Source organism: Methylobacterium sp. A52T, assembly GCF_053346095.1.
Map to the genome: position 1 here is coordinate 17,518 of NZ_JBKFBI010000016.1, position 12,918 is coordinate 30,435.

Below are 12,918 nucleotides of genomic sequence, written 5' to 3' on the forward strand. Positions count from 1 at the left end.
GGGACACGGGTCGACGATCACGGCAGGCGGATCTCGGTCCGGCCTGGGATGCACGGCTCCGGAAGCGGAAGGGCGGCCACGATCTCGCGACGGAGATCGTCGCGCTGGACCTCCACGAGGTCGGGGAGGATATCGGCCTCGTGCTCGTCCAGGGCCGCGATCAGGCGGGGATGGTCGGCGCTCCACTCGAAGGCGACGCGCACCTCGCGTTCGGCGTAGGGGTCCTGTGGGTCGAGGCAGCGATGGGTCGGCATAGCGGCAGGGTCGTCACACCGGCGCGCCGGCAGGCGGTCCCCGTAGGAGCGGGAGACGACAGACGGATGACTTCCACCGGTCGCGGACCGGCGGAACCGGCGACGGGCCCCGGCGAGGATGTTGCCGATCAGTCACAATCCGGGCCTCCCGACCTCCGCGGGAGGCGCCATGCGCTGTGTCGGGGGGCGCAGCGCGTCGGTTTGGACGCGGATCGTGCATCGAGGCCCTTGCGTCCCGCCATCCCGATGTGTAGAGACCCCCTCGTGATCCCCGATAGCTCAGTTGGTAGAGCAGGCGACTGTTAATCGCCTTGTCGCAGGTTCGAGTCCTGCTCGGGGAGCCATCCACTTACCAACATCTTGATCGAACTGAGTTTTCGGCTCTCGCACCCGTCCCGGGTTCTGAGGTTCGCGAACAGCGTTGCGGTTCCGGGATCCGGCAATACGTGCGACGCGCCGTGTTCGACTGGCGCGATGCGGGCGTGCCGGCACCTCTGCCGACCGGTGCCGTCGCGGATCGATCCTCCACACTCCCCGCGGGATCCGGCGCGCGGTGCCGCCGACGGATGGCGGGATGTTTCGCGCGTCCTCGAACGTCTACGTCGCGCGGCCGTGCCGCTCGCCCCGACGCGGCGCGGCGCGCTGAGCCACGACGACAGGCACGGCGGTGATCCCGATGTCGGGCGGCATGCTCGGTTCCCTGACCCTGGCGGCCGTCTTCACGCTGGGGTGCTTCGGCATCCACAGCGCGCGCCGGCATCCGGACGCGGTGACCATCGGCCTGTTCCTCCTGCTCGGCCTGCTCGCGTCCCTGTATGTCGGCCGGCACGTGGGACCGGACGCGCATCAACCCACGTGGCAGCACGAGGCCCTGTATCGCGAGAGCCCGCCGAACTCGCATCCGACGATGTGACGGACGCGGCACCGCGCTATCGGAACGCGCGGCGACATCGACCGTGATCGACCTTGATCGACCGCGACGGCCGTCGCGTGTGGCCGATGGCCTCGCGGTGACCTAGTTCCCGGAGCCCTCATGCGAGAGACTGGCCATGGCTTTCCCCGATGCGAACGAACCCAGCGCCACGTCGATCAGCGCCCTCGAGCTGGTCAATATTCTGATCGAGCGCAAGGAGAGCGGCGAGCCGGTCGACGCCGACATCCTGTCTTTCCTGACCGACATGGAACGGCTCGGGCTCACCGACACCGATGCCTACGCGACGCTCGACGCGTATCGGCCTGGGCCCGCACTGGGTGCGACCGGCGGGGATGACGCGAGCGAGGCGGACGCCTAGCGCCGGCGATCCGCCGCGCCGATCCGGCCGGTCGTGACGATGGCACCTTCATCCCCGCCGACGCCGCGGCGTCGGCGGGGATGGTCCGAGCCGGATGCGGCCGTCGTCAGGACGGTCGCGGCTCACCGGCAGCGGTGGCGACGTCCATCCCGGCCGAGATAGGTTCCGCTCTGCGGGTCGTAGGATCGGAACCGGCGCGCGCAGTAGCGGTCGTCGTCCGCGACACGGTAGGTTTCGGTGTCGGCGTAGCCGTACGTTACGGGCGCATAACCGCCGTAATACCCGGTGTCGTAGCCGTATCCCGGATAACCGTAGCCGCCGTACAGACCGCCCACGGCGACGCCGAGGCCGAGCCCGCCGAGCCCGTATCCGCCCCGTCCGTATCCGTAGCCGTAGCCGTAGGGGCGGCCGTAGTAGCCGCGATTGTAGCCGTAATGGCGATGATGACCGAAGCCCCGGTGGGCGCCGAGCCCGTGCCCGAACCCGGGATTGGCGACCCCGCCGCCGACAGCCGGTCGGCCGAAATTGTGGTTGCCGAAGCCGTTATTGGCGAAGCTACCCCCTCCGGCACCGGCAGCCGCCCCGAAGCCGTGATTGCCGAAGCCCCGGTTGGCGAAGCCGCCGCCCGCGGCGGCGGCCCCGACGCCGGGACTGCTGAAGCCGCCGCCGCCGACGGCCGCGGCGCCGAAATTGTGGTTGCCGAAGCCGTGGTTGGCGAAGCTGCCCGCCTGCGCCCGGGCTCCGGTCGGTGCCCCGAGAAGAGCGCCGGCAAGGATTGCCGACGCGATCGCTGTGACTGTCGTGTTCATGGTCGCCACTCAGGCTCTGTTGCGTCTACTCTGATCAACGTCGCGCCCGAGACGGCCAATCCCGCTTCCTTTTGTCCCGCGACAGATCGGATAACGGCGCGTGTCGCTGCATCGGTGGGCGGGCAGGACCGCGAAGACGACACGGTCGGCGCCGCCGGACGTTCGCCGCTCCGCGCGCACTGGGCGCGGAGCGCCGCCCCTATCGTGAGCCGGAGGCCTACGAGTGCTGCTGGCCCTTGAGGCTGCTCTGCGCCCCGGACTCGTCCGTCTTCGGGTTCGCGAGGCCGCTCGTGTTGCCGTCGGTGTCGGCGCCCGTCTCGGCGACCGCCTGCCGGTTGCCGGCGTGGTCCTGGTACTGCTCGGTCTGCACGTTCTTGCTGTCCAGACCGCGCTCGTCGCTGTGCCGCGACTTGTCGCGGTTGCTGAGCACCATGTTCTCCGGCAGCACGCCTTCGGGCAGGTCAGACATGGCCCCGGATCCGGTCCCCTTGCCCTGAGCGCCGGGACCGACTTTGTGCCGACTGGCATTCGCCATGATCATTCTCCGATGCGGATCATCACGTCTCAGGCACGGCGGCGCGCGGTGCCCGCGCGGATCGGGCGGTCAGCGATCCTGCTGATAGCCCTGGTTGGTGGTATTCACCTTGGAGTTTCCGGCTTGGCCGACCTTGTCCGGATCCTTGGTCTGGGATCCCGCGCGCCCCTGCGTGAGCGGCGCTTCGGTGGCGCTGCCGGGGCCCTTGTCGGATCGGTTGGCCGGCGGGACGGGCGGTGGCTTGGTCGACATGTGCACCTCGTGGTGGCCAGTAAGGAGCCAACCCGACAGGGTCCTCATCGTTCCGGGCGCAGTTTTTCCGGCCACGCTCGCGAGCTGAGCCGAGGCTCGCGAATAGAACGACACACGCACCTCCGCTCATCGCGACCGCGATGGGGCGATTGGTCTACTGTTCTACTTCGGACAATCGCGCGACGACGGCGGCACGTCGCGGCTGTTCGAGATTCCGCGCGAGACGATGCGAACAGGCTCGGATCTCCGTGGCGGCGACGGCGACACCGCCCGAGAACCTGCGCCGTCGCGACGACCGGCGCGCGCGACCCGACCGGATCCCCGCCGATGCGGAATCTGTCGGCCGACGCGGCCGGCAGATTCTGCCGCTCGGCCGATCCTGCCGGCCGAGAACCCGGATGCGCCGCTGAAATCATTGGGAAAATTCTGGAACGACCCGTGCCTGTCCACCGTGAGGGCGGTCGCGGAGGCGTACCATGTCGGTCAACACGGTTTCGGGCAGTTCACTCCAGCGGGACCTCGTCAGCGCCCTCAGGCAGGCGCGCGCGGCGAACGCCGCCCGCCTCGACGTCGGCACCGCCGCGACGGCGGGCCAGGAGACCGGCAAGCAGGCGGCCGCGGACGACACCGCCCCGTCGACCGGGACGGCCTCGACGCCGACCCTGTCGAACGACCTGATGGCGTCGCTCCTCCAGCTGCAGTCGGACTTCAGCCAGATGGGGCTGCAGAACGGCGTCACGGCGCCCGCGGAAGCCGCGGCCAACGCCGACGACTCGTCGACGACCGGCACCGCCACGGGTACGGCGCCCGGTCAGGCCGCGGGCGGCGCGCCCGCCGTCCATCACCATCGCGGCCATCACGGTCACCGGCCGGTGTCGGATGCCGAGCAGAGTGAGGGTGCGGCCCAGGCCGGCACCGCGACCGACGCGTCCGCGGCCTCGTCCGCAACCTCGTCCGCGAGCACGTCCGCGAGCACGTCCGCCACCGCGACCGCCGATCCCGCGACGGCGACGGGCAGCGGCAGCGGCAGCGACCTGCAATCCTTCCTGCAGCAGGTGACCAAGGCGGTGACCGCCTACGCGGCCGGCGGACCGCTCGGCATCGCGGCCGCGCTGACCAGCACCACCAAGGCCTGACGATCCCGGGCCGGGCCCGCGGCTGGAGCGGCGCGGCCGCCTCTGGCATGATCGGGGCAACCGGAGAGCGCCATGGCCCTGACCGTCCCCGTGATCCTCGGCAGCGTTCGGACCGACCGCATCGGCATCCGCGCCGCGCGCTTCCTGATCGCGCAGCTGGAATCCCGCGGCCACGCCGCCCCCCTGGTGGATCCGGCCGAGCTGGCGCTCCCGCTCCTCGACCGGATGTACAAGGAATACCCGGCCGGGACGGCGCCGGAGCCCCTGCAGCGCTGCGCCGACCTCTTCCGCCGCGCCGACGCCTTCCTGGTGGTCACGGCCGAGTACAACCACGGTGTGCCGCCGGCACTGTCCAACACCCTCGATCACTTCCTCGAGGAGTATTTCTGGCGGCCCTCGGCCATCTGCTGTTACTCGGCCGGCCAGTTCGGCGGCGTCCGGGCCGCGATGCCGCTGCGGGCCATGCTCGCCGAGATGGGCATGTCCAGCATCCCCTCCCTTCTGCCGATCCCGCGACTCCAGAAGGTCATCGACGCGCAGGGCGTCCCCGCCGAGCCCTGGCTCACGGCGGCGGCCGGCCGCTTCCTCGACGAGCTGGAATGGCACGCCGAGGCCCTGCGGGACCGGCGCCGGGGCGGCACGCCGTACTGACCCGCGGACCGCCCTCCGGACGCCGCGGGCCCGGGTCGGACGGTGGCTCGAGCGGTGCGGCCGCCAGCATCGCCCCTGCCGGAGCGGAGGTATTCGGACGGCGAACCGGGCCTCCACGCGGGCGTTTCTGTGCGCTGAATCTGTCGAGACAGCGCATTCGATTCTGGAAATGCCCAAATACTCGACACACGATTGTAGAACAACTGTGCCGGATCGGGCCCGCGAGACGTTGAACCCGCGGAGCGCTCATGTCGCGAGACAGTATTGCGCTGTTGCAAAAAGGTGGCTGCACACGGCCCGGAAGTATGAGAGCTTGGCCGTGTTCCCGAACCCGGACCGATTCCGATGAAGATCGACGAGAGGGCGCTCCTGCAGGAGCGCGTGCGGACGCTTGTCCTGCGCCACGCCCTGGAAGCCGTACTGGACCGCCTCGCGTCGGTGGCGCGCGAGGCCGGGAAAGATGCCGAGACGGAATTCCTGAGCCTGGAGCAGTCGCTCGTCTCGGCCGCGCGCGGTCTCGCCGATCGGGCCACCGCCCAGAAGCTGGCGGTGCTGGTCGCCGTCGAGGACGCGGGCACGACGATCCGGGCCGCGTTCGACAACGCCCATGACCGCCTCGAGGCGCTGCGGCCGGCCCATCTCACCCTCGTCGCACCGACGGCGGCCGTCGCCGCCTAGCTGCGCGCGGTCTCGGGCCGAGCCCGGAGCGCCTGGCGCGGACGGGATGTCGGTGCGGGCGCGCCTCGGGCAGGGACGCGCCGCCGCGGGATCGTCGAGGACAGCGGGGATCTGGGACGCAGGAACCGGAATCCGGGACCGAACGCCCCGCCGCGCAACCGATACAGGCGGCGTCTCCTGCCGCACCGCTCGAAGATCCGGCCCCGACCCGCCGTGGCCGACCGGACACGTCCGCGAGGCTCCGCTCCGGCGCGGCCGGGGCTGGCGGAAGCCCGGATCGGGCGGGCGCGTCCGGGACGCGCCCGCCAACTCACTGCCAGCTCACTGCTTGGCGCGGTTGATGATCGCCCAGAGCGCGTGGGCGACGGGCTCGGTGACGGTGCGGCGATACTTGCGGTGAACCAGTTGCCCGTTGTGGTAGACGTCCTGCTCCACGTAGAGCCGCTCGCCGTCCCAGCGGACGATGTTGTCGGACTCGGTGGTCTCCTCGACGCCGAGATCGCCTCGGAGAATCGAGTTGCCTGTCTGGGTCAGCATACGCGCGTCCTCGTTCACGCAGTCGGTTCTACTCGGGAAGCGCCGCCGCGGCCCGTGCAGCGCGATCCCAGGCAGCCCCCGATGTGGGCAGCATAGGAGGGCATCGGCGGACTTGCCAGCGAGGTGATGGACGCAAGCGCCCGACCGTCACGTCGTCCCCGCCGGCACCGCGATCCGGGCACGACCTTAACGTTACCCATGTGCGCTTCGGCACGTCCAGCTCGGCCGTAAGGTGCGATCCTTCACAGGCGCACCCAGTCTGTCCGCACGACGCGGGCGGGATCGGCGGCGCGACGGAGGCGCCCATGCTCGCTCGCCCGTTCCGCCTGCTCGCCCCGGCGCTCGCAGCCCTCGGACTCGTGGCCCTGCGCCTCGCGAGCCCGTTCATCGGGCCGGAGTCGCCCCCGCAAGCGGGCGCGACCGACGACGCGGGCGTCGTCTTCCGGCACTATCTCTGACGCTCAACCCCGGCGGCTCAGCACGGGCGCTCCGGCCGGCAGCGGGCAAGACGCGCCGGCCGCGGGACCGAGGATGATGTCGCCCTGGCGCGGGTTGTTGACGGTGAACGGGGCCGTCTCCTGGAGACCGATGAAGCCGCGCCCGATCTGCGGCACGAACAGGTCGCCCCCGAACCGGACGAAGCAGCGGTCGAGCACCGCCTCGTAATCGAAGGTCCGCTGGGTGACCGGGGTCCCGCCCGCGCCCGGCGCACCGCAATAGGCCGCGATGTCGATCTGGCCCGGCCGCGCCAGCCGCACCGGGAGCGACTGGCCGGGCAGCAGCGTGGCGGGCGGGCCGCCGTCCTGTCGGGCGACCAGAACGAGGTTCGACCGGTTGTAGACCCGGCGCAGGCAATCCGCCGACGCGCCGGAGACGACCGAGACCGACCCGACGATGCCGAGCACGAGGCCGGCCCATGCGCACGCTACACGCTTCGTCACCGCAATTCCTCCGCCGGCCGGGCGCTCGACCGGCCGAGGCCGTCGATGGTACCGTCCATGACTTGAACAACGACCAGCTTGGCCGCGCAAGACGAACGCGGCAAGACCCGCCGCGTTCACGCGCGCATCGTAAATTCCCGCGCGCGCCTCGGGGTCAGCGGCGCTCGTAGAGGAGGCGGGCCCGGATCGTGCCCGGGATGGCGCGGATCTCGGTGAGCAGCGCCTCGGCATCCGCGTCGGTGGCGTCGGTCTCCAGCACCACGTAACCGACCTCGCCGTCGGTCTGATAGAACTGCGCGGCGATGTTGACGTGGCCGCGGGAGAACACGTCGTTGAGCCGCCCGAGCATGCCGGGCAGGTTGCGCTGGACGTGGATGAACCGCGTCCCGGTCGGGCGGGCCGGGAGCTGCACCTGCGGGAAATTCACGGCGCCGACCGTCGAGCCGATATCGGAATAGTCCACGAGCTTGCGCGCCACCTCGGAGCCGATGCGCTCCTGCGCCTCCTCGGTGGACCCGCCGATATGCGGGGTGAGGATCACGTTCTCGAGGCCCTGGAGCGGGCTCACGAACGCTTCGGCGTTCGAGCCGGGCTCCACCGGGAAGACGTCGACGGCCGCGCCCTTGAGATGGCCGTCGCGCAGGGCCGCGGCCAGCGCCTCGAGGTCGACCACGGTGCCCCGGGCGTTGTTGATCAGGAAGGCGCCGGGCTTCATCGCCCGGATCTCGGCGGGGCCGATCATGTTGGCGGTGGCGTCGGTCTCCGGCACGTGCAGCGAGACGACGTCGCTCTGCGTGAGCAGGGCGTGCAGCGTCTCGACCGGCTCGGTGTTGCCGTGGCGCAGCTTGTCGGTGTGGTCGTAGAACAGCACCCGCATGCCCATGGCCTCGGCCAGGGTCGAGAGCTGCGTGCCGATATTGCCGTAGCCGACGATGCCCAGCGTCTTGCCGCGCACCTCCAGCGACCCCACCGCCGACTTGTCCCAGCGGCCCGAGTGGGCGCCCACCGAGCGCGGAACGATCCGGCGCAGCAGCATCACGATCTCGCCGATCGTCAGCTCCGCCACCGAGCGGGTGTTGGAGAAGGGCGCGTTGAAGACCGGGATGCCCCGGTGGCGCGCCGCGTCCAGGTCGACCTGGTTGGTGCCGACCGAGAAGCAGCCCACGGCCAGGAGCCGGTCCGCCGCCTCGAAGGCGGCCGCGTCGAGCTGCGTGCGCGAGCGGATGCCCACCATGTGCACGCCCTGGAGCGCCTCGTGCAGGGCCTCCCGGTCCAGCGCCTTCGGCAGGCGGGTCAGGTTGGTGTAGCCGGCCGCCCGCATCAGCGCCACGGCGCTGTCGTTGATGCCCTCGAGCAGCAGGACGCGGATCTTGTCCTTCGGCAGGGAAAGCTTGTCGGGCGTCATGGGCGTCGATCGTCTGGCAGCAGGCCGGGCCGGGCGGTGCCGGCAGGCCCTGGAGTCGAGGGGCCTGGGATAAGAGGGCTCCGTGTGCGTTGCAACATGGCGCGGTGACGGACCGCCCCGCTTGACCGCAGCCCCGGCCCCGGCCTGCCGCATGGCTCCCGCATGACTCATCGGATGCCGGCCGGTCCGGGCGCGGCTCGACCGACGCCGGCATCGCTCTGCCAAATATTCGGGCAGTTCAAACCGCCTTGAACTGACCTCACCGACGGAACTCGACCCCGACTCGCGGCTTATTGGGCCCTATACTGTAACGACCCGCCTGCCGCTCCGCCGGCCGGCGTCCTTCCTCACGGTCCCCGACGATGCATATCCGCACCGGCTTCTCGATCGCCTTCGACACGTTCGGCCCCACGCCGATGAACCTGCTCCTCAACGTGCGCCCGGAGCGGCGGGGCGACCTCCTGACGCCGGAGGTGATCACCTTCGATCCGCCGGTCGCGGCGTCGCAGCACGTCGACGGCTTCGGCAATGTCTGCACGCGCATCGTCGCGCCGGGCGGCCGGATCACCATGGCGGCCGATTTCACGATCGCCGATAGCGGGCTGCCGGACGATCAGGCCCCCGGCGCCCGGCAGATCGCCGTTCAGGACCTGCCCGACGAGGTCGTGCCGTACCTGCTCGGCTCCCGCTACTGCGACACCGACAAGCTGTCGGGCATCGCGTGGTCCCTGTTCGGCGGCACGCCGGAGGGCTGGGCCCGCGTCCAGGCGATCGTCGACTTCGCCCACACCCGCCTGCGCTTCGACTACCAGCAGGCCGACGCGACCCGCACCGCCTTCGACGGCTACACGCAGGGCGTCGGCGTGTGCCGGGACTTCGCCCACCTGGCGATCACCCTGTGCCGGTGCATGAACATCCCGGCGCGCTACGCCACCGGCTACCTCGGCGATATCGGCGTGCAGAAGGACCCGGCGCCGATGGACTTCTCCGCGTGGTTCGAGGTCTTCCTCGAAGGGCCCGAGGGGCCGCGCTGGTACACGTTCGACGCCCGCCACAACCGGCCCCGCATCGGCCGCATCGTCATGGCCCGCGGCCGCGACGCCACCGACTGCGCCCTGACGACGAGCTTCGGTGCCGCCCATCTGGTCCGGTTCGACGTCCACACCGACGCGGTGACCGAGGCGCCGGAGACCCTGGCCCGGGCCGCCTGAAGCGCCCGCCCGCCGGGTCGCCCGGTCCCACCCGCTAGACCGCCTCGGCGGTCTCCCGGGCCGGCGCCGGGTTGTTCGCCAGGTGCAGGAACGTCTGGTCGAACTCCGCGACCTCCGTCAGCGCGTCCCAGTCTTCGATGGTCAGGATGCCGCCGCTCAGCGTGACGAGCCCGCGTCCGCGCAGGGTGCGCAGGACCCGGTTGAGGTGAACGCTGGTCAGGCCGAGCGCGTCGGCGAGTTCGGACTGCTTGGGCACCAGCGGGCAGCTCGGGCCGCGCGCGAGCCCGACCGCCTTCTGCCGGAGGTAGAGCTCGCAGAACAGGTGGGCGACGCGACCGAGCGCCTGTCGCCGCCCGAGGCTGGTGATCCGCTCGCGGTAATGGGCGGCGTCGATGAGGCTGTCGCGCCAGAGGGTGCCGGCGAGCCCCGGATTGCGCAGGAGGACCGCGCGCAGGTCGTCGTGCGCGATCAGCGCCACGACGCAGGACGTCAGGGTGGCGAGGTTGTGATCCATCCGGTGCAGGTGAAGGCTCTGCAGATCCGGCACGTCGCCCGCGATGTAGAACGACAGGATCTGCCGCCCGCCCTCGGCGAGCGCGGCGTAGCGGTAGACCCATCCCTGCAGGACGAGGCAGCTGTGGGTCGGCCGGTCGCCGAACCGGACGATGTCGTGGCGGGCCGGCAGGTTCCGGACCGTGTGCGGCAGATCGAGGAGCGCCGCGCGGTCGGGATCGGACAGGCGCGCGATGCTGTCGAGCTTGCGCGCCAGCATCTCCATCGGGGCGTTGTACCCGTTCGGCATCGGAGGCTCAGCCCCCGGAGCGCGCGGAGCGCGCGCCGCCGGGCCGATGGCGGCCAACCCGAGAATCGAGATCAGGACGCCGCACGCTTCACCCCCAGACGCTCCGCATCGCCGGACCGGCCCGAACCGCGGCCGGTCGGGGATGCCCTCGACCGGCGGCCGCGCGACCGCACCTGTTCGACGGCGGACAAGTTTGCCGGATCCGCGGCCGGCGGCAAGCCCGCCCGAAGACCGCGTGAAGACCGCCCGGTCTCCGCGGACCGGCGGGCGAGCCTAAAACCCTAATCGGTTGAAGTCGCAAGGCCGATGTTGTAAGGGACGCGCGTCCTCCCGGATCCGCCCTCGCGCGCTCGTCTTCTGGCGCGCCCGCCGGGCCGCCGGACGGACCGCCCTCGTCATCCGTATCGACGCGTCGGCAAACCGGGTCCCGCGGGACCGGTCGCCTCTCCCGAAAGACTCCGGGAAGGCCGCGGCGAACGGGGGCGCCTGCAACGCGAGCCGCCGACGCAACGGGCCTCCGCCGGGGGCCGTTCAGGAGACAGAATGACCGCAGGTACCGCTCTGGGGCGTGGCCCGAGCCGCGAGGATTTCGCAGCCCTCCTCGAGGAGAGCTTCCTCGAACACGAGATCACCGAAGGCTCCGTCGTCAAGGGTCGCGTCGTCGCGATCGAGAAGGACGTGGCCGTCATCGACATCGGCGCCAAGACGGAAGGCCGTGTCGCGCTCAAGGAATTCACCGGTCCCGGCCGCGAGGGCGAGCTGAAGGTCGGCGACGAGGTCGAGGTCTACGTCGACCGGATCGAGAACGCGCTCGGCGAGGCCGTCATCTCGCGCGACAAGGCGCGCCGCGAGGAGAGCTGGGTCAAGCTCGAGAAGTCGTTCGAGAACAACGACCGCGTCACCGGCACGATCTTCAACCAAGTCAAGGGCGGCTACACGGTCGACCTCGACGGCGCCGTGGCGTTCCTGCCGCGCTCGCAGGTCGACATCCGCCCGGTCCGCGACGTCACCCCGCTGCTGGGCACCCCGCAGCCGTTCCAGATCCTCAAGATGGATCGCCGCCGCGGCAACATCGTCGTGTCGCGCCGGACCGTCCTCGAGGAGAGCCGCGCCGAGCAGCGCTCCGAGCTGGTGGCCAACCTTGAGGAAGGTCAGGTCATCGACGGCGTCGTTAAGAACATCACCGAGTACGGCGCGTTCGTCGACCTCGGCGGCATCGACGGCCTGCTGCACGTCACCGACATGGCGTGGCGCCGCGTGAACCACCCGTCCGAGGTGGTCACGATCGGTCAGACCGTGAAGGTCAAGATCATCAAGATCAACCACGAGACGCACCGCATCTCGCTCGGCATCAAGCAGCTGCTCGCCGATCCGTGGGAGGGCATCGCCGCCCGCTACCCGGAGGGCGCCAAGCTCAAGGGCCGCGTGACCAACATCACCGATTACGGCGCCTTCGTGGAGCTGGAGCCGGGGATCGAGGGCCTGATCCACGTCTCCGAGATGAGCTGGACCAAGAAGAACGTCCATCCGGGCAAGATCGTCTCCACCTCCCAGGAGGTCGAGGTTCAGATCCTGGAGGTCGATCCGGTCAAGCGCCGCATCTCGCTGGGCCTCAAGCAGACCCTGCAGAACCCCTGGGAGGCCTTCGCCGAGAAGCACCCGGTCGGTTCCGAGGTCGAGGGCGAGGTCAAGAACAAGACCGAGTTCGGCCTGTTCATCGGCCTCGAGGGCGACGTCGACGGCATGGTCCACCTGTCGGATCTCGACTGGAACCGTCCCGGCGAGCAGGTCATCGAGGAGTTCAAGAAGGGCGACATGGTCCGCGCCCAGGTTCTCGACGTCGACGTCGAGAAGGAGCGGATCTCGCTGGGCGTGAAGCAGCTCGGCGGTGACCCCTTCGCCGAGGCCGGCGAGATCAAGAAGGGTCAGATCGTCACCTGCGAGGTGATCGAGGTGAAGGATGCCGGCGTCGAGGTGAAGATCGTCGACACCGACATGCAGACCTTCATCCGCCGCGCCGAGCTCGCCCGCGACCGCGGCGACCAGCGTCCCGAGCGCTTCGCCACCGGTGAGAAGTTCGACGCCCGCGTCGTCCAGTTCGACCGGAAGGCCCGCCGCGTGCAGGTCTCGATCAAGGCCCTCGAGGTCGCCGAGGAGAAGGAGGCCATGGCCCAGTTCGGCTCTGCCGATTCGGGCGCCTCGCTCGGCGACATCCTCGGTGCCGCCTTCAACAAGAAGCGCTCCGACGACGAGTGAGACACTGGCTCCGTCGCCCGGCCTGTCCGGGCGGCGGATCCGACCCGTTGAGACCCGCGCGGGACCCCGGTCCCGGGCGGGTTTTTCTTTGAGCGTCGGCAATCCAAGGTTGCCAGGGGCGCGCGGCCGGTCCGGTCGCGCCGCCCGACGCGACAGCGA

Annotated in this window: 16 protein-coding genes and 1 tRNA gene; 9 read left to right on the top strand and 8 right to left on the bottom strand. The window is 70.5% G+C overall.

All coding sequences use genetic code 11. From position 1 onward, the window contains the following. Positions 1 to 17: 17 nt before the first annotated feature. Positions 18 to 254 (bottom strand): hypothetical protein, encoded by a 237-nt coding sequence (locus ACLBYE_RS06265; protein WP_447693488.1) that lies wholly within the window; start codon positions 252 to 254, stop codon positions 18 to 20. A 268-nt stretch (positions 255 to 522) separates the two neighbouring features. Here ACLBYE_RS06265 and ACLBYE_RS06270 point away from each other — a divergent pair. The 3 genes from ACLBYE_RS06270 (at position 523) to ACLBYE_RS06280 (ending at position 1,546) form a co-directional block, all read left to right on the top strand. Beyond that, a tRNA-Asn gene (locus ACLBYE_RS06270) sits at positions 523 to 598 on the top strand. A gap of 344 nt (positions 599 to 942) precedes the next feature. Beyond that, on the top strand, positions 943 to 1,167 hold the full coding sequence (locus ACLBYE_RS06275; protein WP_447693489.1) for a hypothetical protein: 225 nt from the start codon (positions 943 to 945) through the stop codon (positions 1,165 to 1,167). Between the two features lie 136 nt (positions 1,168 to 1,303). Beyond that, positions 1,304 to 1,546 carry a hypothetical protein gene (locus tag ACLBYE_RS06280; protein ID WP_447693490.1) on the top strand — a complete coding sequence of 81 codons (243 nt, stop codon included), beginning with the start codon at positions 1,304 to 1,306 and terminating at the stop codon, positions 1,544 to 1,546. A gap of 122 nt (positions 1,547 to 1,668) precedes the next feature. On the opposite strand, the gene ACLBYE_RS06285 is transcribed toward ACLBYE_RS06280, so the two are convergent. The 3 genes from ACLBYE_RS06285 to ACLBYE_RS06295 all read right to left on the bottom strand — a co-directional run bounded on the left by ACLBYE_RS06285 (position 1,669) and on the right by ACLBYE_RS06295 (position 3,142). After that, a complete protein-coding gene (locus ACLBYE_RS06285) occupies positions 1,669 to 2,355 on the bottom strand; it encodes a BA14K family protein (protein WP_447693491.1) in 687 nt (228 codons plus the stop codon). Between the two features lie 217 nt (positions 2,356 to 2,572). Then, positions 2,573 to 2,890, bottom strand: a complete 318-nt coding sequence (locus tag ACLBYE_RS06290; protein ID WP_447693492.1) for a hypothetical protein — start codon at positions 2,888 to 2,890, stop codon at positions 2,573 to 2,575. Between the two features lie 69 nt (positions 2,891 to 2,959). After that, positions 2,960 to 3,142, bottom strand: coding sequence for a hypothetical protein (locus ACLBYE_RS06295; protein ID WP_447693493.1), 183 nt, complete (start codon positions 3,140 to 3,142; stop codon positions 2,960 to 2,962). Between the two features lie 476 nt (positions 3,143 to 3,618). On the opposite strand from ACLBYE_RS06295, the gene ACLBYE_RS06300 reads away from it, so the two are divergent. The 3 genes from ACLBYE_RS06300 to ACLBYE_RS06310 all read left to right on the top strand — a co-directional run bounded on the left by ACLBYE_RS06300 (position 3,619) and on the right by ACLBYE_RS06310 (position 5,607). Beyond that, on the top strand, positions 3,619 to 4,278 hold the full coding sequence (locus ACLBYE_RS06300; protein ID WP_447693494.1) for a cell wall anchor protein: 660 nt from the start codon (positions 3,619 to 3,621) through the stop codon (positions 4,276 to 4,278). 72 nt (positions 4,279 to 4,350) lie between these two features. Then, on the top strand, positions 4,351 to 4,929 hold the full coding sequence (locus ACLBYE_RS06305) for an NADPH-dependent FMN reductase (protein WP_447693495.1): 579 nt from the start codon (positions 4,351 to 4,353) through the stop codon (positions 4,927 to 4,929). A 345-nt stretch (positions 4,930 to 5,274) separates the two neighbouring features. Beyond that, the gene (locus ACLBYE_RS06310) at positions 5,275 to 5,607 is read left to right on the top strand and encodes a hypothetical protein (protein ID WP_020092164.1); all 333 of its coding nucleotides are present in this window, start codon (positions 5,275 to 5,277) and stop codon (positions 5,605 to 5,607) included. A gap of 321 nt (positions 5,608 to 5,928) precedes the next feature. Here ACLBYE_RS06310 and ACLBYE_RS06315 read toward each other — a convergent pair whose 3' ends face one another. Further along, entirely contained in the window at positions 5,929 to 6,144 is a 216-nt protein-coding gene (locus ACLBYE_RS06315) for a hypothetical protein (RefSeq protein WP_020092165.1), read from the bottom strand. A 305-nt stretch (positions 6,145 to 6,449) separates the two neighbouring features. On the opposite strand from ACLBYE_RS06315, the gene ACLBYE_RS06320 reads away from it, so the two are divergent. After that, the gene (locus ACLBYE_RS06320; protein WP_447693496.1) at positions 6,450 to 6,602 is read left to right on the top strand and encodes a hypothetical protein; all 153 of its coding nucleotides are present in this window, start codon (positions 6,450 to 6,452) and stop codon (positions 6,600 to 6,602) included. 3 nt (positions 6,603 to 6,605) lie between these two features. On the opposite strand, the gene ACLBYE_RS06325 is transcribed toward ACLBYE_RS06320, so the two are convergent. After that, a complete protein-coding gene (locus ACLBYE_RS06325) occupies positions 6,606 to 7,085 on the bottom strand; it encodes a hypothetical protein (protein ID WP_447693497.1) in 480 nt (159 codons plus the stop codon). 154 nt (positions 7,086 to 7,239) lie between these two features. Beyond that, a complete protein-coding gene (gene serA, locus ACLBYE_RS06330; RefSeq protein ID WP_447693498.1) occupies positions 7,240 to 8,490 on the bottom strand; it encodes a phosphoglycerate dehydrogenase in 1,251 nt (416 codons plus the stop codon). Between the two features lie 362 nt (positions 8,491 to 8,852). Here serA and ACLBYE_RS06335 point away from each other — a divergent pair, with 362 nt between their 5' ends. Then, the gene (locus ACLBYE_RS06335) at positions 8,853 to 9,701 is read left to right on the top strand and encodes a transglutaminase-like domain-containing protein (protein WP_447693499.1); all 849 of its coding nucleotides are present in this window, start codon (positions 8,853 to 8,855) and stop codon (positions 9,699 to 9,701) included. A 34-nt stretch (positions 9,702 to 9,735) separates the two neighbouring features. Here the strand turns inward: ACLBYE_RS06335 and ACLBYE_RS06340 are convergent, their stop codons facing one another. Then, positions 9,736 to 10,503, bottom strand: a complete 768-nt coding sequence (locus ACLBYE_RS06340; protein ID WP_447693500.1) for a Crp/Fnr family transcriptional regulator — start codon at positions 10,501 to 10,503, stop codon at positions 9,736 to 9,738. Between the two features lie 543 nt (positions 10,504 to 11,046). Between ACLBYE_RS06340 and rpsA the strand changes: the two genes are divergently transcribed. Continuing rightward, positions 11,047 to 12,759, top strand: a complete 1,713-nt coding sequence (gene rpsA / locus ACLBYE_RS06345) for a 30S ribosomal protein S1 (protein ID WP_447693501.1) — start codon at positions 11,047 to 11,049, stop codon at positions 12,757 to 12,759. The last annotated feature ends 159 nt before the right edge of the window (positions 12,760 to 12,918 follow it).

What these genes read in the sequence shown, in the direction of transcription:
- ACLBYE_RS06305 (WP_447693495.1), top strand. Translation starts at nt 4,351, where the DNA reads ATGGCCCTGACCGTCCCCGTGATCCTCGGCAGCGTTCGGACCGACCGC.
- ACLBYE_RS06320 (WP_447693496.1), top strand. Translation starts at nt 6,450, where the DNA reads ATGCTCGCTCGCCCGTTCCGCCTGCTCGCCCCGGCGCTCGCAGCCCTC.
- serA (WP_447693498.1), bottom strand. Translation starts at nt 8,490, where the DNA reads ATGACGCCCGACAAGCTTTCCCTGCCGAAGGACAAGATCCGCGTCCTG.
- ACLBYE_RS06315 (WP_020092165.1), bottom strand. Translation starts at nt 6,144, where the DNA reads ATGCTGACCCAGACAGGCAACTCGATTCTCCGAGGCGATCTCGGCGTC.
- ACLBYE_RS06280 (WP_447693490.1), top strand. Translation starts at nt 1,304, where the DNA reads ATGGCTTTCCCCGATGCGAACGAACCCAGCGCCACGTCGATCAGCGCC.
- ACLBYE_RS06275 (WP_447693489.1), top strand. Translation starts at nt 943, where the DNA reads ATGCTCGGTTCCCTGACCCTGGCGGCCGTCTTCACGCTGGGGTGCTTC.
- ACLBYE_RS06340 (WP_447693500.1), bottom strand. Translation starts at nt 10,503, where the DNA reads ATGCCGAACGGGTACAACGCCCCGATGGAGATGCTGGCGCGCAAGCTC.
- ACLBYE_RS06300 (WP_447693494.1), top strand. Translation starts at nt 3,619, where the DNA reads ATGTCGGTCAACACGGTTTCGGGCAGTTCACTCCAGCGGGACCTCGTC.
- ACLBYE_RS06310 (WP_020092164.1), top strand. Translation starts at nt 5,275, where the DNA reads ATGAAGATCGACGAGAGGGCGCTCCTGCAGGAGCGCGTGCGGACGCTT.
- ACLBYE_RS06290 (WP_447693492.1), bottom strand. Translation starts at nt 2,890, where the DNA reads ATGGCGAATGCCAGTCGGCACAAAGTCGGTCCCGGCGCTCAGGGCAAG.
- ACLBYE_RS06285 (WP_447693491.1), bottom strand. Translation starts at nt 2,355, where the DNA reads ATGAACACGACAGTCACAGCGATCGCGTCGGCAATCCTTGCCGGCGCT.
- ACLBYE_RS06265 (WP_447693488.1), bottom strand. Translation starts at nt 254, where the DNA reads ATGCCGACCCATCGCTGCCTCGACCCACAGGACCCCTACGCCGAACGC.
- ACLBYE_RS06295 (WP_447693493.1), bottom strand. Translation starts at nt 3,142, where the DNA reads ATGTCGACCAAGCCACCGCCCGTCCCGCCGGCCAACCGATCCGACAAG.
- ACLBYE_RS06335 (WP_447693499.1), top strand. Translation starts at nt 8,853, where the DNA reads ATGCATATCCGCACCGGCTTCTCGATCGCCTTCGACACGTTCGGCCCC.
- rpsA (WP_447693501.1), top strand. Translation starts at nt 11,047, where the DNA reads ATGACCGCAGGTACCGCTCTGGGGCGTGGCCCGAGCCGCGAGGATTTC.